This is a genomic window from Nocardiopsis aegyptia, assembly GCF_013410755.1.
Taxonomy (GTDB): Bacteria; Actinomycetota; Actinomycetes; order Streptosporangiales; family Streptosporangiaceae; genus Nocardiopsis; species Nocardiopsis aegyptia.
The window spans coordinates 898,807-913,713 of sequence record NZ_JACCFS010000001.1; the positions used below are offsets into that span (position 1 = coordinate 898,807).

Consider the following 14,907-nt stretch of genomic DNA (forward strand, 5'->3'; position numbering starts at 1 on the left):
ATGACGGAGATGACACTCCCTTTCGATCCGACAGGACTCGCGGTGAGCCGGTCCGCCGGTTCGTGGTCGCTCAGGGACCGGTGTGCCCCTGACCTGCGCGGCCCGGCCGGTCCGGGCCCCGTGGTGCCGCGCCGGGGTCGCCGTCCGCGGTCTCCGGAGCGGTCGGATCGGGTCGATCCGCGCTCGTTCCGGGTGCGGGGTCGCTGTCGTCGGCACCCCCGCGGATGCCGGGTCGATCAGCGCCTTCGTCACGGCGGGTCTGGGCCATCAGGCGCAGACCCTGTACGGCGTAGAGCAGTCCGGCCCACCAGTACAGAGCCGTTCCCCACAGTGCAAACGCCCAACCTATAATTCTCGCCACATCGGCGACGATCGAGGCGTACACCGCGATGAACAGCAGCGGGAACGAGTACAGAAGACAGAGTGTGGCGGCCTTGCCCGCGAAGTTCACCGGCAGCGGCCCGTAGCCGAAGTGGCGCAGCAGCGGGAGCGCGCCGAGGATGAGGACGTCGCGCAGCACGAGGATGGCCATGAGCCACCACGGCACGATGTCGCGCACGACCAGGCCGAGCAGCGCGGCGAAGATGTAGAGGCGGTCGGCGAGCGGGTCCAGGACCGTGCCAAGACGGCTCGTCTGGTTCCACGCCCGGGCGATCTTGCCGTCGAGCCAGTCGCTGATCCCGGCCAGCGCCAGGACGAGCAGGGCCCACCAGTCGGCCTGCGGTCCCAGGATCAGCCACAGGAACAGAGGTACGCCGAGCAGGCGCAGCATGCTCAGGAGGTTCGGAACCGTCCAGATACGGTCGCTGACCTCCGGGCCGGCCACGTCGTCCCCCGCCTCACGTCTGCTTTCTTCCGCGGATCGCCCCATAGGGCCACGATAGCCTCTCGTCTTCTTTGGGCCTCCGCCTGTGTTTTCTTTGGGCCGCCGCTCGTTCCTCGCTTTGGCCCGTGCTCGGGGCGCCCGGTAGACGGGGCCTTCGGACCTTCCGGTGGGTCCGCTCGTTCCTCACGGACACACCTCCAGGCCCTCCAGGACCCGTCGGCGCCCTCGCTGCGCTCTCCGGCGCCCTCGCAGGCTCGGACGCGGGGCGCCGAGTAGCCAGTGTTCTTCGTCGTCGACTTGTCTTGCTCGCAAGCTCGCTGCGGCCCCGTCTCCTCCTGCAGAACACTGGCGCGCCCCTCGCGACACCCCCTGTGGCCGAGGCAAGGAGGACGCCTAACCTCCCCCCCCTTGGGTCGAGGGAGGACGTTCCGTGCGTCCTCAACCCCCTGCGCACTCCGCGGGAATGGCCTACGGGCAGTCCCCGTGGGTCGTGGCGCGCCCCTCGCGAACCCCCCTGTGGCCGAGGCAAGGAGGACGCCCTACCTCCACCCCCCTTGGGTCGAGGGAGGACGTTCCGTGCGGCCTCAACCCCCTGCGCACTCCCCGGGGACGGCCTACGGGTGACCTTCGGGGAGCGACCGCGCACGGGGTGCGAGGAGACTCACTCCTTGCGGTTCTCGCCGATCTCCTCCTCGATCGGGTTGACCGGGCGGGTCTCCTTCATGGTCTCCGCCTGCCCGGACCTGGTCTGCTCGTGGCGCTGATGGCGGCGCGCCTCGGGGATCCGCGCGTCCGTCTCGGACTCGTCCATCGGCACCGAGCGCATGACCTCGTCTGCGTTGCCGTAGTCGACCGGCGGCATCGCCATGAGCGCCCGGAGCTGTTCCTCGTCGGCGCCCAGATCCGCGGCACGGTCCACGATCCGGTCCTTGTCGGCGGGGAAGGGCACCTCTCCCAGTATCGTGCGCAGGCCCCTGGCCCCGTGTTCGGTCTCCATGTCACGTCCTCCCGACCGTGCGATGTGCGGGCACGTTGACGGACTACCCGGCCGCCTCGGCACCCAACCACGGTGTGAGCTGGGAGGACTCCGCTGTGGGCCTCAGGCGGGGGCACCGGTGTCCAGGTGGGCGGCCAGCCGCCGGAGGCGCGCGGCGCCGGTGGGCTCGGTGTCCTGGAGGGGCACCTCCACGGTCCCCTGCGCGGCGAAGCGCTCGCGGGTGGCCGCCAGGGCGGCGGCCGTGTCGGGACCCGCCGCGCCCTCGGGCGGGATCTGGTTGACCACGACCCGGTCCAGCGCGAACCCGGCCCCGGCGAGCTGGTCGACGGCGCGCGCGGTCTCGGCGAGCACCATGCGCCGGGGCACGGTCACCAGCGCGACCACGGCGTCCTCTCGCAGTCTGGCCGAGGCCCGCTCCAGGCGGTGGCGGCGGGCGTGCAGGCGGCGCAGCAGGGGGTCGTCGTCCTCCTCCGGACCGGACCGGCCCACCACGTCGGCGAAGGCCTCGGCGCGGTTGGCCCGCTCGCGCTGGCGGGTCAGCCCCACCACCCAGGGCGTGAGCAGGGTCGGCAGGTGCAGCAGCCGGAGCAGGTGGCCGGTCGGCGCGCTGTCCACGACCAGGGCGTCCCAGCGGTCACCGACCTCGTCCATCCGGTCGATGAGCAGGTCGGCCAGGGCCGACTCGGCCATGCCCGGGCTCGATCCCGCCTGGTCCAGGTGCCGGTGGACGGCGGGCATGACCTCGGTCGGCACGGCCTGGCGCGCGTCCTCGGCGACCTGGGCGATCCTGCGGCGCACGGCGGCGTCGGCGTCGGGCTCGCAGGCCCACAGCCGCGGGGCGACCTCGGCGGGCTCGTCGGACAGCGACGCCTCCAGGGCGTCGCCCAGGGAGTGGGCGGGGTCGGTGGACAGCACCAGCACGCGGAGGCCGGTGTCGGCCAGTGCCAGTGCGCGGGCGGCGGCCAGGGTGGTCTTGCCGACGCCGCCCTTGCCGCCGACGAACGTGATCGGGGCGGTCAACAGCAGCCTCCCGGAGCGCCGAAGTCGTCGCGGCCCAGCCGCTGGTGCCAGGAGTGCAGGTCGGCGACCATGTACGGGATCAGGTCGAGGGTCTCGTAGGCGACGGGATTGTCCACGCCCAGGGTCTCCAGCATCAGCAGGGCGCGCAGGGTGTCCTGCTGGTGGCGTGCCTCGCGTTGGCGCGCGTGCCCCCAGCGCGCGTCGAAGACCTGCTGGTGGAAGTCCTCCACGCGGCGCCAGGCGGAAACGGTGCGGTGCCAGGCCCTCCCCAGCGGGGAGGACCCGGCACCGCGGTGGTCGGTGTTCACGGGGTGGGCTCGGTGTCCTCGGTCGTGGCCGCCTCGGCGGTCTCCTCCGCCTTGGCGGTGGAGCGGTCGGCGAAGGCCTTGCGCAGGGCGATGGCCGCCTCGACGGTCATCCACACGGCCAGGCCGAAGATGGCGATGTCCAGCGGGGCCAGGACGAAGCGCTGCATCGGGTCGTCCGAACCCAGGAAGCCCATGAGCTGGACGACGAGGGCCCACGAGGTCATGGCGACCAGGAAGACCAGCGGGACCAGGACCACGATCGGGTTGCGGCCGCGCTTGGTCACCCACACGGCGATGACGGCCAGGGCCAGGCCGGCGGTGAGCTGGTTGGTCGTGCCGAACAGCTGCCACAGGGTGCCGGCCGCGAAGTTGCCGGGCACCAGGGCCAGGGCGAAGGGGATGAGCACGGCCAGCAGGGTGGAGACGGTGGCGCTGCGGGTCAGGAAGGTGAACACGCGGTGCACCGTGCCGCCCTCGGACGCCTTGTCGGCGACGATCGAGCTGATCTCCTGGACGGTGTAGCGCTGGAGGCGGACGGCGGTGTCCAGGCTCGTGGCCGCGAAGCTCACGATGACGACGGTCGCGAAGACCAGGCCGAGGTTCTCCGGGACGCCGATGTTGCCGGCGAACCCGGCCACGCCCTGGACGAACTTGCCGGCGGGCCCGGTACCGGCCGCGGTCCAGTCGACGTAGATGTCGGACCAGGCCATGCCCTGGTTGGCGGAGAAGACCATGATGCCGGCGGTGCAGGCCAGGATGGAGCAGACCGCGAGCGTGCCCTCGCCCAGGGAGCTGAGGTAGCCCACGTAGCGGGCGTCGGTCTCCTTGTCCAGCTGCTTGGACGTGGTGCCCGAGGACACCAGGCTGTGGAAGCCGGAGACGGCACCGCACGCGATGGTGATGAACAGCAGCGGGAAGATCGAGGGCGAGCCCTCCGGGAGGTCGCCGCGGAAGGCGGGCGCCTCGATGGTGTTCATGCCGACCACGACCCCGGCCATGATGACGAGCAGCGCCAGCATCATCTGGTGCTGGTTGATGTAGTCGCGGGGCTGGAGCAGCATCCACACGGGCAGGCGCGAGGTGAAGAAGGTGTAGGTGAAGATCAGCACCAGCCACACGAACGCGGGCTCCACGCCCAGCGCGCCGGCGACGGGGTCGACGGTGATCGGGAACATCTCGCCCAGCGGGATGCACGCGTACACGATGACCAGCGCGATGACCGAGGGCAGCAGCGCGGCCGTGCGGCGGCGGTAGACGACCTGGCCGACGCCGATCGCCAGCGGGATGGTCACCAGGACCGGCAGGACCGCGGACGGGTTGTCGATGAACAGACCCGCGATGATGACCGCGAACACCGCGTTCACCATGGTGACCAGGAAGAAGATGATCAGCAGGAAGAGGATCCGCGCGCGGGCGCTGATCACGTCGCTGGCCAGCGAGCCGATGCTGCGGCCCTTGTGCCGCACGGAGACGACGATCGACCCGAAGTCGTGGGCTCCGGAGGCGAAGATCGTGCCCAGGACCACCCACAGCAGCGCGGGCCCCCACCCCCAGAAGACGGCGATGGCCGGTCCCACGATGGGCGCGGCCCCCGCCACGGAGATGAAGTGGTGCGCGAAGACGATGTGCTTGTTGGTCGGCACGTAGTCCACGCCGTCCTTCAGCGTGTGCGCGGGTGTGACGAAGTTCGGATCGAGCCCGTACACCCTCTTGGCCAGATAGACCGAGTAGAACCGGTAGCCGAGCGCGAACAGCGCCAGGGCTCCGAGGAGAACGGCTACAGCGGGCATGGGGGAACCTTCCATCTCGCACCTGAGCGTGCTCGTGGCCGGGCGGGTGCTTTGTCCTGGGCTTTGCAGTACAGTCCCGAGAAATTAACATGAGGCACACATCACAGAAAAGGTGCGCCGTGAACGATTTGGCCTCGGCTTGGCGTCGGGCCCCCACCGGTGAGCTGTGCTGGCTCTCTCCGGACGGGCCGACCGGCGTCCCCGTCGTACCCCTCCTGGGCGAGCACCCGTGCGTGGCCCTGCCCCTGGCCCTGCTGCCCGAGGTCGACTCGCTGCTGAACCGGGCGGCGTTCTGCGTGTCCGCGCCGGCGGGCGAGGACGCGCCGACGCTGGTCGCCACCGGGCGGGTCCGTGTGCACCTGGACCCCGAGGGCCGCGAGTTCGGCGGAGACCTGGTGGAGCAGGAGGTCGTCAAGCATCCGCCGTCGCGCCTGCGCGTGGGCAGCCTCATGGCGCGCCGGGAGAACTGGTGGTGGATGGCCCGGGCCATCGTGACGATGGTCGACGTCGACCGGGTCCGTGAGATCCCCGCCCGCAGGCGCGCGGGTGACGCCCTGCTGGTGCGCGAGCGGGACTCCGACGTACGCGTGGACGTGGTCACCGCCCGCGACTGGTCGGCGGGGGCGGGCTCGTCCGTGGAGCTGTGGTCGCGCGACGGCGCCGACGTCGAGGGACACGGCGAGGAGGCGCTCGTGTTCTCCCACCAGGCCAGCCCCGACTTCGAGCGCTGGGAGCGCTGGAGCCGCTACGGAACGCTGACCGGGCAGGACCTGGCGATCACCGACGCCGATGGAGCTCCCGACCCCGACCCCCGGCCGTTCGGGCTGGTGGAGCGCTACCGCAACCACCGCGAGGTGGTGCGGGCCTGCCGTGCGGGCTTCACGACCGTGCGGCGCCGGCTGGCGACCTGATCCGGCCGCGCGGGCGGCGTCACGCGAGGGCGAGGACGCGGTCGGCCTCCCGCCGCCCCGAGAGCAGGGCGCCGTGGACGGTGGCCGTGTGCTCGATCTCGGTGGCCTCCCCCGCGAAGAACAGCCGGTCGTCGACGGGCCGTCCCAGGGCGAGCCGGTCCGTGTCGCCCGCGCCGACCGCGGTGTAGGAGAAGCTGCCCCGGGCGAAGGGGTCGTCGGACCAGTGGGTGAGGTAGTGGGCGACCGGGTCCGGTGCCTTGCGGAACATGCCGCGCAGCGAGGCCATGGCGTGCTCGACGACCTCGCTCTCCTCCATCCGCGCCAGGAACCGGGCGGCGCCGCCGCCGTTGCGCGTGGCCAGCACGGGAGCGCCCATCACCCGCTGTCCGGCGTACCAGTGGAACCAGGTGCCCTCCTCGGTGCCCAGGTTGACGATCACCTCGGCGTCACCCCAGAAGACGTCGTCGAAGAGCAGGAAGAGCTTGTCCATCCGGCCGGTGCCGAGTTTGCGGACGGCGTCCTGCTTGTCCTCGGGCAGCGCCGGCTCGAAGGACACCCGGCCGGTCTGGAGCACGCCCAGCGGCAGTGTCACCAGGGCGCGGTCCGCGGTCAGGGTCACCGGCCCGTCCGGGGTGGCGGCGCGGACGGTGACGCCGCGGTCGTCGTGGGAGACGGACTCGACCACGTGCCCCAGGCGCACGTCCAGCCCCTGGGCGAGGTACTCGGTGAGGCGGCTCATGCCCTGGGGGAAGACGACGTCGTCACCGCTGAACTCGTGCACGGCGCCCACGGCGGAGAAGGCCACCTCGTCGGCGCTGGCGCCGTGGTCGGCCTCGGTGAGCCGGTGCACGATCTCGCCCGCGTCACGGGCCCGGCCGCGCACCAGGTTGGCGTCGTGCAGGGCCTGCGCGATGCCCTCCTCGATCGACTCCTGCGGGTTGGATCCGACGTTGGCCCAGTACATGTGCTCGTGCAGGAGGTTGACGTCCTCCATGTTGCGGCGGTGGCGGTCGAAGAGCAGGCGCCGGCCCTTGGGGTCGTAGGCGGTCTCGGTGGCCCGGTTGAACACGGCGGTGGGCACGCCGGCCTCGCGTACGAGGTCGGCCAGGGGGTTGTTGCGCTCCCCGCGCATCCAGGAGGCGCCCACGTCGATGGTGACGCCCTCCCAGAGGTCGACGGAGTGGATGCGCCCGCCCAGGCGGTCGCGGGCCTCGACCACGGTGACGCGCTCGCCCTCGTCCGCGAGCCGGTCGGCGGCGGCCAGTCCGGCCATCCCCGCGCCGACGACGATGGTGTGGCCGCGCCCCGGCTCGGCTTCGCGGCCGCGCGGCTCGCTCCCGCGGTCGGTGTGTCCTTCGGCGGGTCCCTCCCCGGCGGACTTCTCGCTCATGTCCTCGCTCAACGCGCTTTCCCCTCCACGTCGGTGACCCGCAGTGAGACCCTAGTCGCGCAGTGTGCCCCGCGCGGGGACGACACCCCGGCGGGGCAACGGTGTGTGCTCCGGCCCGGCACCCCCGGGTCCGGTGACCGGACCGGGGATGCCGTGACCGCGGACCCGGGACGGGGACGGCTCACCGGGGAGCGGGACCGCCGGGCTCGTCCCCGTCGTCCATCTCGATCCGCTCGCGCAGGCGCTCACCCTCGACGTGCTCGTCGTGGGAGACCTCGTGCTTCCTGACCCTGACCTCCTCGACCGGGACCTCCCTCTTGGAGACGACGGGGCGCTCCTCGTGGAGGACGAACCGCTCCTCGCTCTCCGCCATCCCCCCGGGGTCCTCCACCTGGGAGGGGTCGGTGATCGGGCGGCGCTCCACCTGGATCTCCTCGTGGTGCAGCGGGACCGTCTCGTCGAAGTGCTCGCTCTCGACGCTCTTGTGGATCCTCGCCTGGCCGCTCTCGCGCCTCTCGACGCCGATGTCGACCTCCTCCTCGTGGCGGACCATCCGGATCTCTTCGTCCTCGGAGGCACCGACCCAGTCCCCCCGCTCGCCGGCCATGCCGGCACGCGTGGCGGAGCCCTCGCCGGCCGCGCCCTCCTCGGGCATACCGCCGCGGGAGGCCGCGCCTTCCTCGGGCATCCCCTCGCGCGTGGTGGAGCGCTCGGCGGCGCCCGCGCCGGCGCCCGTCATCCGGTCGGCCTCGCCGCCCGCCTGACGGGGCACGCTCCCGTGCCTGGCGAAGTAGTCGGTGATGACGGCCTTCTCCTCGTCGGTCAGGTTGTGGCCCCCTTCGACGTTGGGGGCGTCCTTGACCGTGGTCTTGTCGTAGGGGACCTGGATGTCGTCCTCCACGTTCCGCGATCCCTTGAGGGGGACGAGCGTCTCCTTCATCCCGAACAGGCCGGTGTGGACCGACACCCAGGTCGGCTCGTTCGTCCGCTCGTCCAGGAAGACCTGCTTGATCTTTCCGATGTTCTGGCCCTGGTCGTCGAGCACGCGATGCCCGACGAGTCCCTCGGCCGCGATGTGGCGCGCCACGGTGACCTCCCTGCCCTCGGGTTCCGTCCGGAGGAACGGCCGCTCCTACCGGGCTCTACGCGTGGGGCACTACCCGGCTTGACCAGGCAGGACAGATCTTCTGTGCGGAGATGGCACAACGTGAGCCACATGTTTGCCCCGCACCGGGTTCCAGTGGTCCGCGTCTTGCCTCGGTTGACGCCGATATGGACACACCGGGGACGCCCTCGGCCGCGGCCGAGGGCTGCGGCGGGGGGCTTCGGCCGGGCTCGCCGCCGGTCAGGCGCCGTGCGCCTCCACCATGGCGCCGCCCCGGGCGACCACGTGTCCGGCGCGCACCACGGCCCAGCGGTCGGGCACGTCCACCACGATCTGCGGCAGGCACTCCCCCTCCACCAGCAGGAAGTCGGCGGGCGCGCCCCGGGTGAAGTCGGCCCGGGGCAGGCCCAGGAGGTCGGCACCGTCGTGGGCCGCGGTGAGGTAGGCCGCCGACAGGTCCTCGTCCAACCGCGCGCCGCGGCACCGGGCGAGCAGGTGGGCCCGGTGCAACATGTCCGCGTTGCCGAAGGGACTCCAGGAGTCGCGCACGCCGTCGGAGCCGAGCCCGACGCGCACGCCCCGTTCGAGGAGCACGTCGGTCGGCAGGACGCTCCGGGGGCTGGGGGCGACCGTCGTGAGGCCGACTCCGGCGTCGGCGAGGTCGTCGGCCAGGCGGCGCAGGGCCTCACCCGTGTCCTCGGGAACGCGGAAGGCGTGGCTGACGGTGACCCTGCCGCCCATGTCCAGGGCCCGGGTGCGCTCGATGATGCCGCGGATGGCGGTGAGGCCGGGCTCGCCCCGGTCGTGCAGGTGGATGTCGACGCCGACCCCGTGGAGGTCGGCGATGCCGAACACCAGGTCGAGCTGGCCCTGGGGGTCGTCGTCGAAGGTGCCGGGGTCGATACCGCCCACGAGGTCGACGGCGCCGGTCCGGGCCGCCTCGTCCAGCAGGGCCTCGGTACCCGGCGCCCGGCGCACCCCGTGCTGGGGGAAGGCCACGATCTGCACGTCCAGCGCGTGCGCCAGGCGTGCGCGGACCTCGCCGAGCGCCGCCACACCGGCCAGGCCGAAGTCGGGGGCCACGTCGGCGTGCGCGCGCATCGCCCGGGTCCCCTGGGCGACCGCGTGCGCCATCAGCCGCCCGGCGCGCTCCTCGACCGGCGTGTCCAGGGCGCGGAACAGGTCGGCGTCCTGTCGCGCGAGGTCGGCGATGCCCTGGGCCGGCCGCCGTGTGACCCAGGGTTCGCCCCAGGTGGTCTTGTCGGGGTGGATGTGCGCGTCCACGAGGGTCGGCAGGGCGATCCGGCCGCCGCAGTCCACCACGTGCGCCTCGCCGAGCGGCGTCTGCGCGATCCTGCCGTCCACGACCACCAGGTCGACGGGCGCGCCGCCCATGGGCCGGACGTCGCGGTAGACCGTCGTGCGGTACTGCAGGGACATGGTGGGCCTCTCCAAGGGACGGCGGTGCTTCCACATCGTGATCGATGACGTTCGCGATACGGCAGCATCCTAGGGCGTGTGCCGTGGACACCTCCGAGCGCGCCGATGCCCTCCGGGCGGGACGTGTCCCGTTGTCCGTACGATCCGGTACAACATGAGCACCCGCCTCCGCTCCCCCACGACCCTGGAAGAGGACTCCGTGACGACCCACGGCTCCGGCCACGCCGGCCACCCGCCTCCGCCGGATCTGCTCTGGGCCCACGCGGGAGCGCTCGCGGCGCTCGCCTCCGGGAAGGCGGACCCCTTCGGCCTGTTCCGCCTGGAGGGCCCGGCCCTGTGCTTCGACGACGGCGGGAGCAGCGACTGGCGGCTGGCCTGGTGCGGCCGCGGGCGGGCGGTCCTGGTGGGCCACGACCGCGACGCCAGCGACGCCACCCGCCATGACAGGCGGCCGGTGGACCTCCTCGACGGGGCACCCGACTGGCTCCCGTGGTCCTGGGTGCGCGACCGGCGGTTCCGCGAGAACATCGGCTTCGTGTACTGGTGGGACGGGGGCGGATGGGAGCACACGCCCTACCCCGACGACTGGGAGTCCGACGGCGCCTCCTTCGCCCGGTACACGACGACCGACCGCGCGGCGGCGGAGATCGTCGAGACGGTCTTCGACGGGTACGCCCCCGAGGACGAGGACGGGAACGACCCCCTCGCCGAGCCGGGCGCCGCCCTCATGGCGCACGCGCGCCGGGGCACCGTCGACGCCCGCGCCCTGGCCGATGTCCTGTCCGTCCTGGACCGCATCGACGAGGACGAGAGCGGGGACGCGGACGTTGATGACGGCGGCGACCACGGCCCGCGGTGGGACGCGGAGGCCGCACGGGAAACGGCGCGCCTGCTGGGCCTGACCCCCGGCTCCGAGCGCCCGCTCCTCCCGCCCGCGGAGGGGCGCCCGCCCCGCGCACCGCGGCCCGTGATCAGCGAACGCGAGTGGTCCCTCCTGGTCGGCGACGCCATGGCCCGCTCCCCCGAGCTGGACCGGCCGCCGGTCGCGGCGACCCCCGCCCTGGAGCGCGTGGTGGCCCGCGTGCGCGACCTCGGCCTGGCGCACCCGGGCGCCGCCACCCTGCACTACGACTTCCGTGGGAACCGCAGGATCACGGACGGCACCGGCACCCTGTACAAGGAGTACGACACGGAGCTGTTGGAGTGCCTCGCCGCGCTGCGCGAGGACGAGGGCGACCCCGAACGCGGCCGCTGGCTCGGCCTGCGGCTGCGTGTGACGCGGGACGGGGTCGAGGCGCGGCGCCGCTTCGACGGCCCGCCCGACGGCGGCCTCGGGTCGACACCGATCGACGAGGTCGGCGCGCTGCACCACCTGCGCCGGGAGATGGACCGGCGCGCCCCGGCCTGGCGTCCCTCCTGGGCGGACCTGTTGTCGTGGGAGACCCTGTGCCTGCCGCCCGCCCCTCCCCCGCGCACGAGCCCCGCACGCCCCACGGATCCCCTCGACGAGGACGCCGAGCGGGCCCTGCTCGCGGACGTGCACCGGTTCCTGACCGAGCGCCGCACGCCCGGATGGCGTGAGGTGGAGCTCGACGCCCGCTGCCTGGTCGGCTACGAGCGGCTGCGGGTCCGGGTGGCCGGCGAGGACGGGCAGGTCCGCGGCGGCCCGGTCCCCTTCCGGGTCCCGTACCTGGTCCGGCGGCTGAGGTCGGGCCTGTACCGGCCCGGGCGCGGTACGTGGTTCGGGTTCCGGCTGGTGTGCGGTCCCGGGGCCGGGGAGTTCCGCGCCTGCTACGACTTCGACGCCGAGCCGGCGTTCGACCTGCCGCCGCTGGACTTCGGCTACGCCCTGGACGTCGCCTACTTCCCGCGCTCGGCGGAGCACACGCCCGCGTGGCTGGCCCAGCGGACAGCCGGGGCCCGGACGGACCGGACCCCGGCTCGCTGACCGCCGGTGGCGCGTGTCAGCAGGTGTTGTTCTGGCTGTTGTTCCAGGTGATGTTGCGGACCACGGTGTTGACGGCGCACGGGTTCTCGTTGATCGCCGTGTCGGTGAGCGTCAGGTTCTCGAAGGTGATGTCGGAGGTGTTGGCGAACTCCGAGCGGGCGGCGATCCGGATGCTGCCCGGCCCGGCGACCGATCCGCCCTGGCTGGCGACGGTCACGTTGTGGCAGTTCTCGATGAGCATGGCGTTGTTGCCGGTGTTGGCGATGTCGACGCGCTCGATCACCGCGCCCCCGCTCTCGGAGACGCAGAAGATCCCGCGGCCGCCACCGCGCGCGCGGACCTCGCCCACGCGGATGTTGGTCTCGTAACCGCCGTTCAGGCGCCCGTTGCGGTTGGCCATCCGGAACGCCGCGTAGCCCGTCCCGGTGCCGGCGCCCTCGGCATCGACCCGGCCGACGGTCGCGTTGACGGTGTCGTTGAGCAGCAGGCCGGAGTAGGCCGTGTCGCGCGCCGTCACCGTCCCGATGGTGAGCCCGTCGACGCCGTAGGTCTCCACGCCGTGGTTGCCGGTGCCGGAGACGTAGACGTCGTCGATGCTGATGTCGCGCGCCTCACGGACCGCGTCGTTGTCGCGGCTGTCGATGCGCATGCCCAGACCGCCCGACAGGCGCAGGTCCACCTGGCCGAAGTGCACGTTCTCCGACGTGCGGACGTAGACCCCGAAGTACGGGTTGCCGGTCACGGACAGGTGGGGGACGGACACGTCCTCGGCGTGCCTGATCCGCACCGCCGCGTTGTTGCCACTGGGCGTCCCCGTCACGTTGATCGTTCCGCACACCTCCAGCGAGGTGTGGCTGGGCAGGTCCAACGAGGCGTTGGCGGGCATGGAGCCGGAGCCGCGCACGACCACGCGCTCCTGGGAACCGCGCCCGGGCGTGAGGCCGTCGACGGCCGCGCGCATGGCGGACAGCATGTCGCCGCCGGTGTAGAGGGTGTCGGAGCCGCGGCGCGCGGTCCAGGTGGAACCGTTCTGCACGGCCTCGGTGGTGGGGGTGCCGGCGCCGCAGTCGTCGCCGGATCCGCCGTCGACCTCGACCAGCGTCCACACCTGCGCGGCGCCGCCGTGGTGCTCGAACTGGGACAGCCGGCCGCCGGGCTCGGTGCTCCAGTCCCACACCTCCAGGGCCTTGCCGCTGTTGCGGTTGACGAAGGAGACGCCGCCGCCGGTGTCGACCGGCAGCCACTGCTGGTTGGGGTTGCCGAGGTCGGTGTACTGGCGGATCTCGGCGCCGTCCTCGGTGGAGTGCTCCCACACGTCGATGGCCTTGCCGCTGTTGCGGTTGACGATGCGGTAGTAGCCGTCTCCGGCGGGGACGAACCGGAACTGCTGCCAGGGGCGGTCGGTGCGCTCCCACTGGACGATTTCGGCACCGTCCTCGGTGGAGCCGCCGGTGACGTCGGCGACCAGGCCGCTGTGGTGGTTGCGCAGGACGTAGTAGGCGCCGGTGTCGATGTCGGCGGCCTGGGCCGGGCCGGCCGTGAGGCTCGTGAGGCCCACGGCGAGCAGGAGGGCGACGGCCGCGGAGAGCGCCCGGCGCAGGAGGGATCGGGGGGACGGGGGTGGGGGTGGGGGGATGGAACGCACTGTGGCTCCTCGCGTTCGGCCTCCGGGCGGGGGTCGCCCGAAGGTGACTGGGGGTACGGGAGCGCTCCCAGAGTGTGCACACGGTGAAGGTAACACGGAAAGCGCCTTCCCGAAACGGGGGCAGGGCGGGGACGGGGTCCCGTCCCGGGCAGGTCGTGCCGGGACGGGACCGGGACCGTCAGGGGGTCAGCAGGAGTTGTCCTGGCTGTCGTCCCAGGTGATGCCGCGCAGGACGGTGTTCACGGCGCACGGGTTCTCGTTGAAGGCCGTGTCGGACAGCGTGAGGTTCTCGAAGGTGATGTCGGAGGTGTTGGCGAACTCCGAGCGGGCGGCGATCCGGATGTCGCCCGGCCCGGCGATGGTGCCACCGCGGACGGTGACGTTGTGGCAGTTCTCGATGAGGGCGGCGTTGCCCCCGGTGTCGGCGATGTCCACGTTCTCGATCACCGCGCCGCCGCTCTCGGAGACGCAGAAGATCCCGCGGCCGCCGCCGCGCGCGCGGACCTCGCCCACGCGGACGTTGGTGTCGTAGCCGCCGTTCAGGCGCCCGTTGCGGTTGGCCATCCGGAACGCCGCGTAGCCGGTCCCGGTGCCCGCGCCCTCGGCGTCCACGCTCCCGACCGTGGCATTGACGGTGTCGTTGAGCAGCAGGCCGGAGTAGCCGGTGTCGCGGGCGGTGACGCTGCCGATGGTGAGGCCGTCCACGCCGTAGGTCTCGACACCGTGGTTGCCGGTGCCGGAGACGTGGACGTCGTCGATGCTGATGTCGCGCGCCTCGCGCACGGAGTCGTCGTCGCGGCTGTCGATGCGCATGCCCAGACCGCCCGACAGGCGCAGGTCGATCTGTCCGAAGTGCACGTCCTGCGACGTCCGGACGTAGACGCCGAAGTACGGCGTCCCGGTGACGGACAGGTGGGGGACGGAGACGTCCTCGGCGTGCCGGACGCGCACGGCGGCGTTGGCGCCGCTGGGTGTGCCGGTGACGTCGATGGTGCCGCACACCTCCAGCGAGGTGTGGCTGGGCAGGTCCAGCGACGCGTCGGCGGGCATGGAGCCGGAGCCCCGGACCACGACGCGCTCCTGTGAGCCGCGCCCGGGGTCGAGACTGTCGACCGCCGCGCGCATCGCGGCGAGCATGTCGCCGCCCTCGTAGACGACGTCGCCGCCGTTGCGGGAGGTCCAGGTGGAGCCGTTCCGGACGGCCTCGGCGTCGAAGTCGCCGTCGCCGCAGGCGGCGGCCGCGGTTCCGGCACCGTCCGCGGCCTCGGCGGGGGCCGCGTCCTGGGCGCCGCTCTGGAGTGCGGCGGGGTCCGGGGCGGTGGGCCACTGCGCGGCCGCGGCGACCACGCCCAGTCCCAGCGCGACGGCGGCGGCCGCGCCGACCAGTGTGCGGCGCGGTCTCCCGCGGCCCCCCCGACGCCCTCCGGCGGGGTCGCGCCTCGCCGGGGTCGTGACGTGCGGATGTCATGGGTACTCCTTCGTGCCGGCCCTGGAGGGGCGGGGCTCCAGGGGTGGACGACGGGCTGT

12 protein-coding genes are annotated in these 14,907 nt (G+C 72.8%); 2 read left to right on the forward strand and 10 right to left on the reverse strand.

What is annotated here, in order from left to right:
* Nucleotides 1–70 precede the first annotated feature (70 nt).
* The 5 genes from HNR10_RS04200 to HNR10_RS04220 all read right to left on the reverse strand — a co-directional run bounded on the left by HNR10_RS04200 (nucleotide 71) and on the right by HNR10_RS04220 (nucleotide 4,941).
* Nucleotides 71–826, reverse strand: a complete 756-nt coding sequence (locus HNR10_RS04200; RefSeq protein WP_179829522.1) for a CDP-alcohol phosphatidyltransferase family protein — start codon at nucleotides 824–826, stop codon at nucleotides 71–73.
* A gap of 661 nt (nucleotides 827–1,487) precedes the next feature.
* Nucleotides 1,488–1,823: a DUF2795 domain-containing protein gene (locus tag HNR10_RS04205; RefSeq protein ID WP_179820977.1), complete on the reverse strand. Its 336-nt coding sequence runs from the start codon at nucleotides 1,821–1,823 to the stop codon at nucleotides 1,488–1,490.
* Nucleotides 1,824–1,925: 102 nt separating this feature from the next.
* Complete coding sequence (locus HNR10_RS04210; RefSeq protein WP_179829523.1) at nucleotides 1,926–2,849, reverse strand: ArsA family ATPase; 924 nt, start codon at nucleotides 2,847–2,849, stop codon at nucleotides 1,926–1,928.
* Entirely contained in the window at nucleotides 2,840–3,151 is a 312-nt protein-coding gene (locus HNR10_RS04215) for a cory-CC-star protein (RefSeq protein ID WP_376769728.1), read from the reverse strand. The genes HNR10_RS04210 and HNR10_RS04215 overlap by 10 nt, the downstream gene beginning before the upstream one ends.
* A complete protein-coding gene (locus HNR10_RS04220; RefSeq protein WP_179820979.1) occupies nucleotides 3,148–4,941 on the reverse strand; it encodes a carbon starvation CstA family protein in 1,794 nt (597 codons plus the stop codon). The genes HNR10_RS04215 and HNR10_RS04220 overlap by 4 nt, the downstream gene beginning before the upstream one ends.
* Nucleotides 4,942–5,060: 119 nt before the next feature.
* Here HNR10_RS04220 and HNR10_RS04225 point away from each other — a divergent pair, with 119 nt between their 5' ends.
* Nucleotides 5,061–5,852, forward strand: coding sequence for a hypothetical protein (locus tag HNR10_RS04225; protein ID WP_312889104.1), 792 nt, complete (start codon nucleotides 5,061–5,063; stop codon nucleotides 5,850–5,852).
* Nucleotides 5,853–5,871: 19 nt separating this feature from the next.
* On the opposite strand, the gene HNR10_RS04230 is transcribed toward HNR10_RS04225, so the two are convergent.
* From HNR10_RS04230 to HNR10_RS04240, 3 genes are all read right to left on the reverse strand, one after another.
* The gene (locus tag HNR10_RS04230) at nucleotides 5,872–7,242 is read right to left on the reverse strand and encodes a flavin monoamine oxidase family protein (RefSeq protein WP_179820983.1); all 1,371 of its coding nucleotides are present in this window, start codon (nucleotides 7,240–7,242) and stop codon (nucleotides 5,872–5,874) included.
* Nucleotides 7,243–7,423: 181 nt separating this feature from the next.
* On the reverse strand, nucleotides 7,424–8,329 hold the full coding sequence (locus HNR10_RS04235) for a DUF2382 domain-containing protein (RefSeq protein ID WP_179820984.1): 906 nt from the start codon (nucleotides 8,327–8,329) through the stop codon (nucleotides 7,424–7,426).
* 258 nt (nucleotides 8,330–8,587) lie between these two features.
* Nucleotides 8,588–9,787 carry an amidohydrolase gene (locus HNR10_RS04240; protein ID WP_179820986.1) on the reverse strand — a complete coding sequence of 400 codons (1,200 nt, stop codon included), beginning with the start codon at nucleotides 9,785–9,787 and terminating at the stop codon, nucleotides 8,588–8,590.
* A 154-nt stretch (nucleotides 9,788–9,941) separates the two neighbouring features.
* Between HNR10_RS04240 and HNR10_RS04245 the strand changes: the two genes are divergently transcribed.
* Nucleotides 9,942–11,735 (forward strand): hypothetical protein, encoded by a 1,794-nt coding sequence (locus HNR10_RS04245; RefSeq protein ID WP_179820988.1) that lies wholly within the window; start codon nucleotides 9,942–9,944, stop codon nucleotides 11,733–11,735.
* Between the two features lie 16 nt (nucleotides 11,736–11,751).
* Here the strand turns inward: HNR10_RS04245 and HNR10_RS04250 are convergent, their stop codons facing one another.
* Nucleotides 11,752–13,380, reverse strand: coding sequence for an RICIN domain-containing protein (locus HNR10_RS04250; protein ID WP_179820989.1), 1,629 nt, complete (start codon nucleotides 13,378–13,380; stop codon nucleotides 11,752–11,754).
* A gap of 186 nt (nucleotides 13,381–13,566) precedes the next feature.
* On the reverse strand, nucleotides 13,567–14,727 hold the full coding sequence (locus tag HNR10_RS04255; protein ID WP_376769729.1) for a right-handed parallel beta-helix repeat-containing protein: 1,161 nt from the start codon (nucleotides 14,725–14,727) through the stop codon (nucleotides 13,567–13,569).
* Between the last annotated feature and the right edge of the window lie 180 nt (nucleotides 14,728–14,907).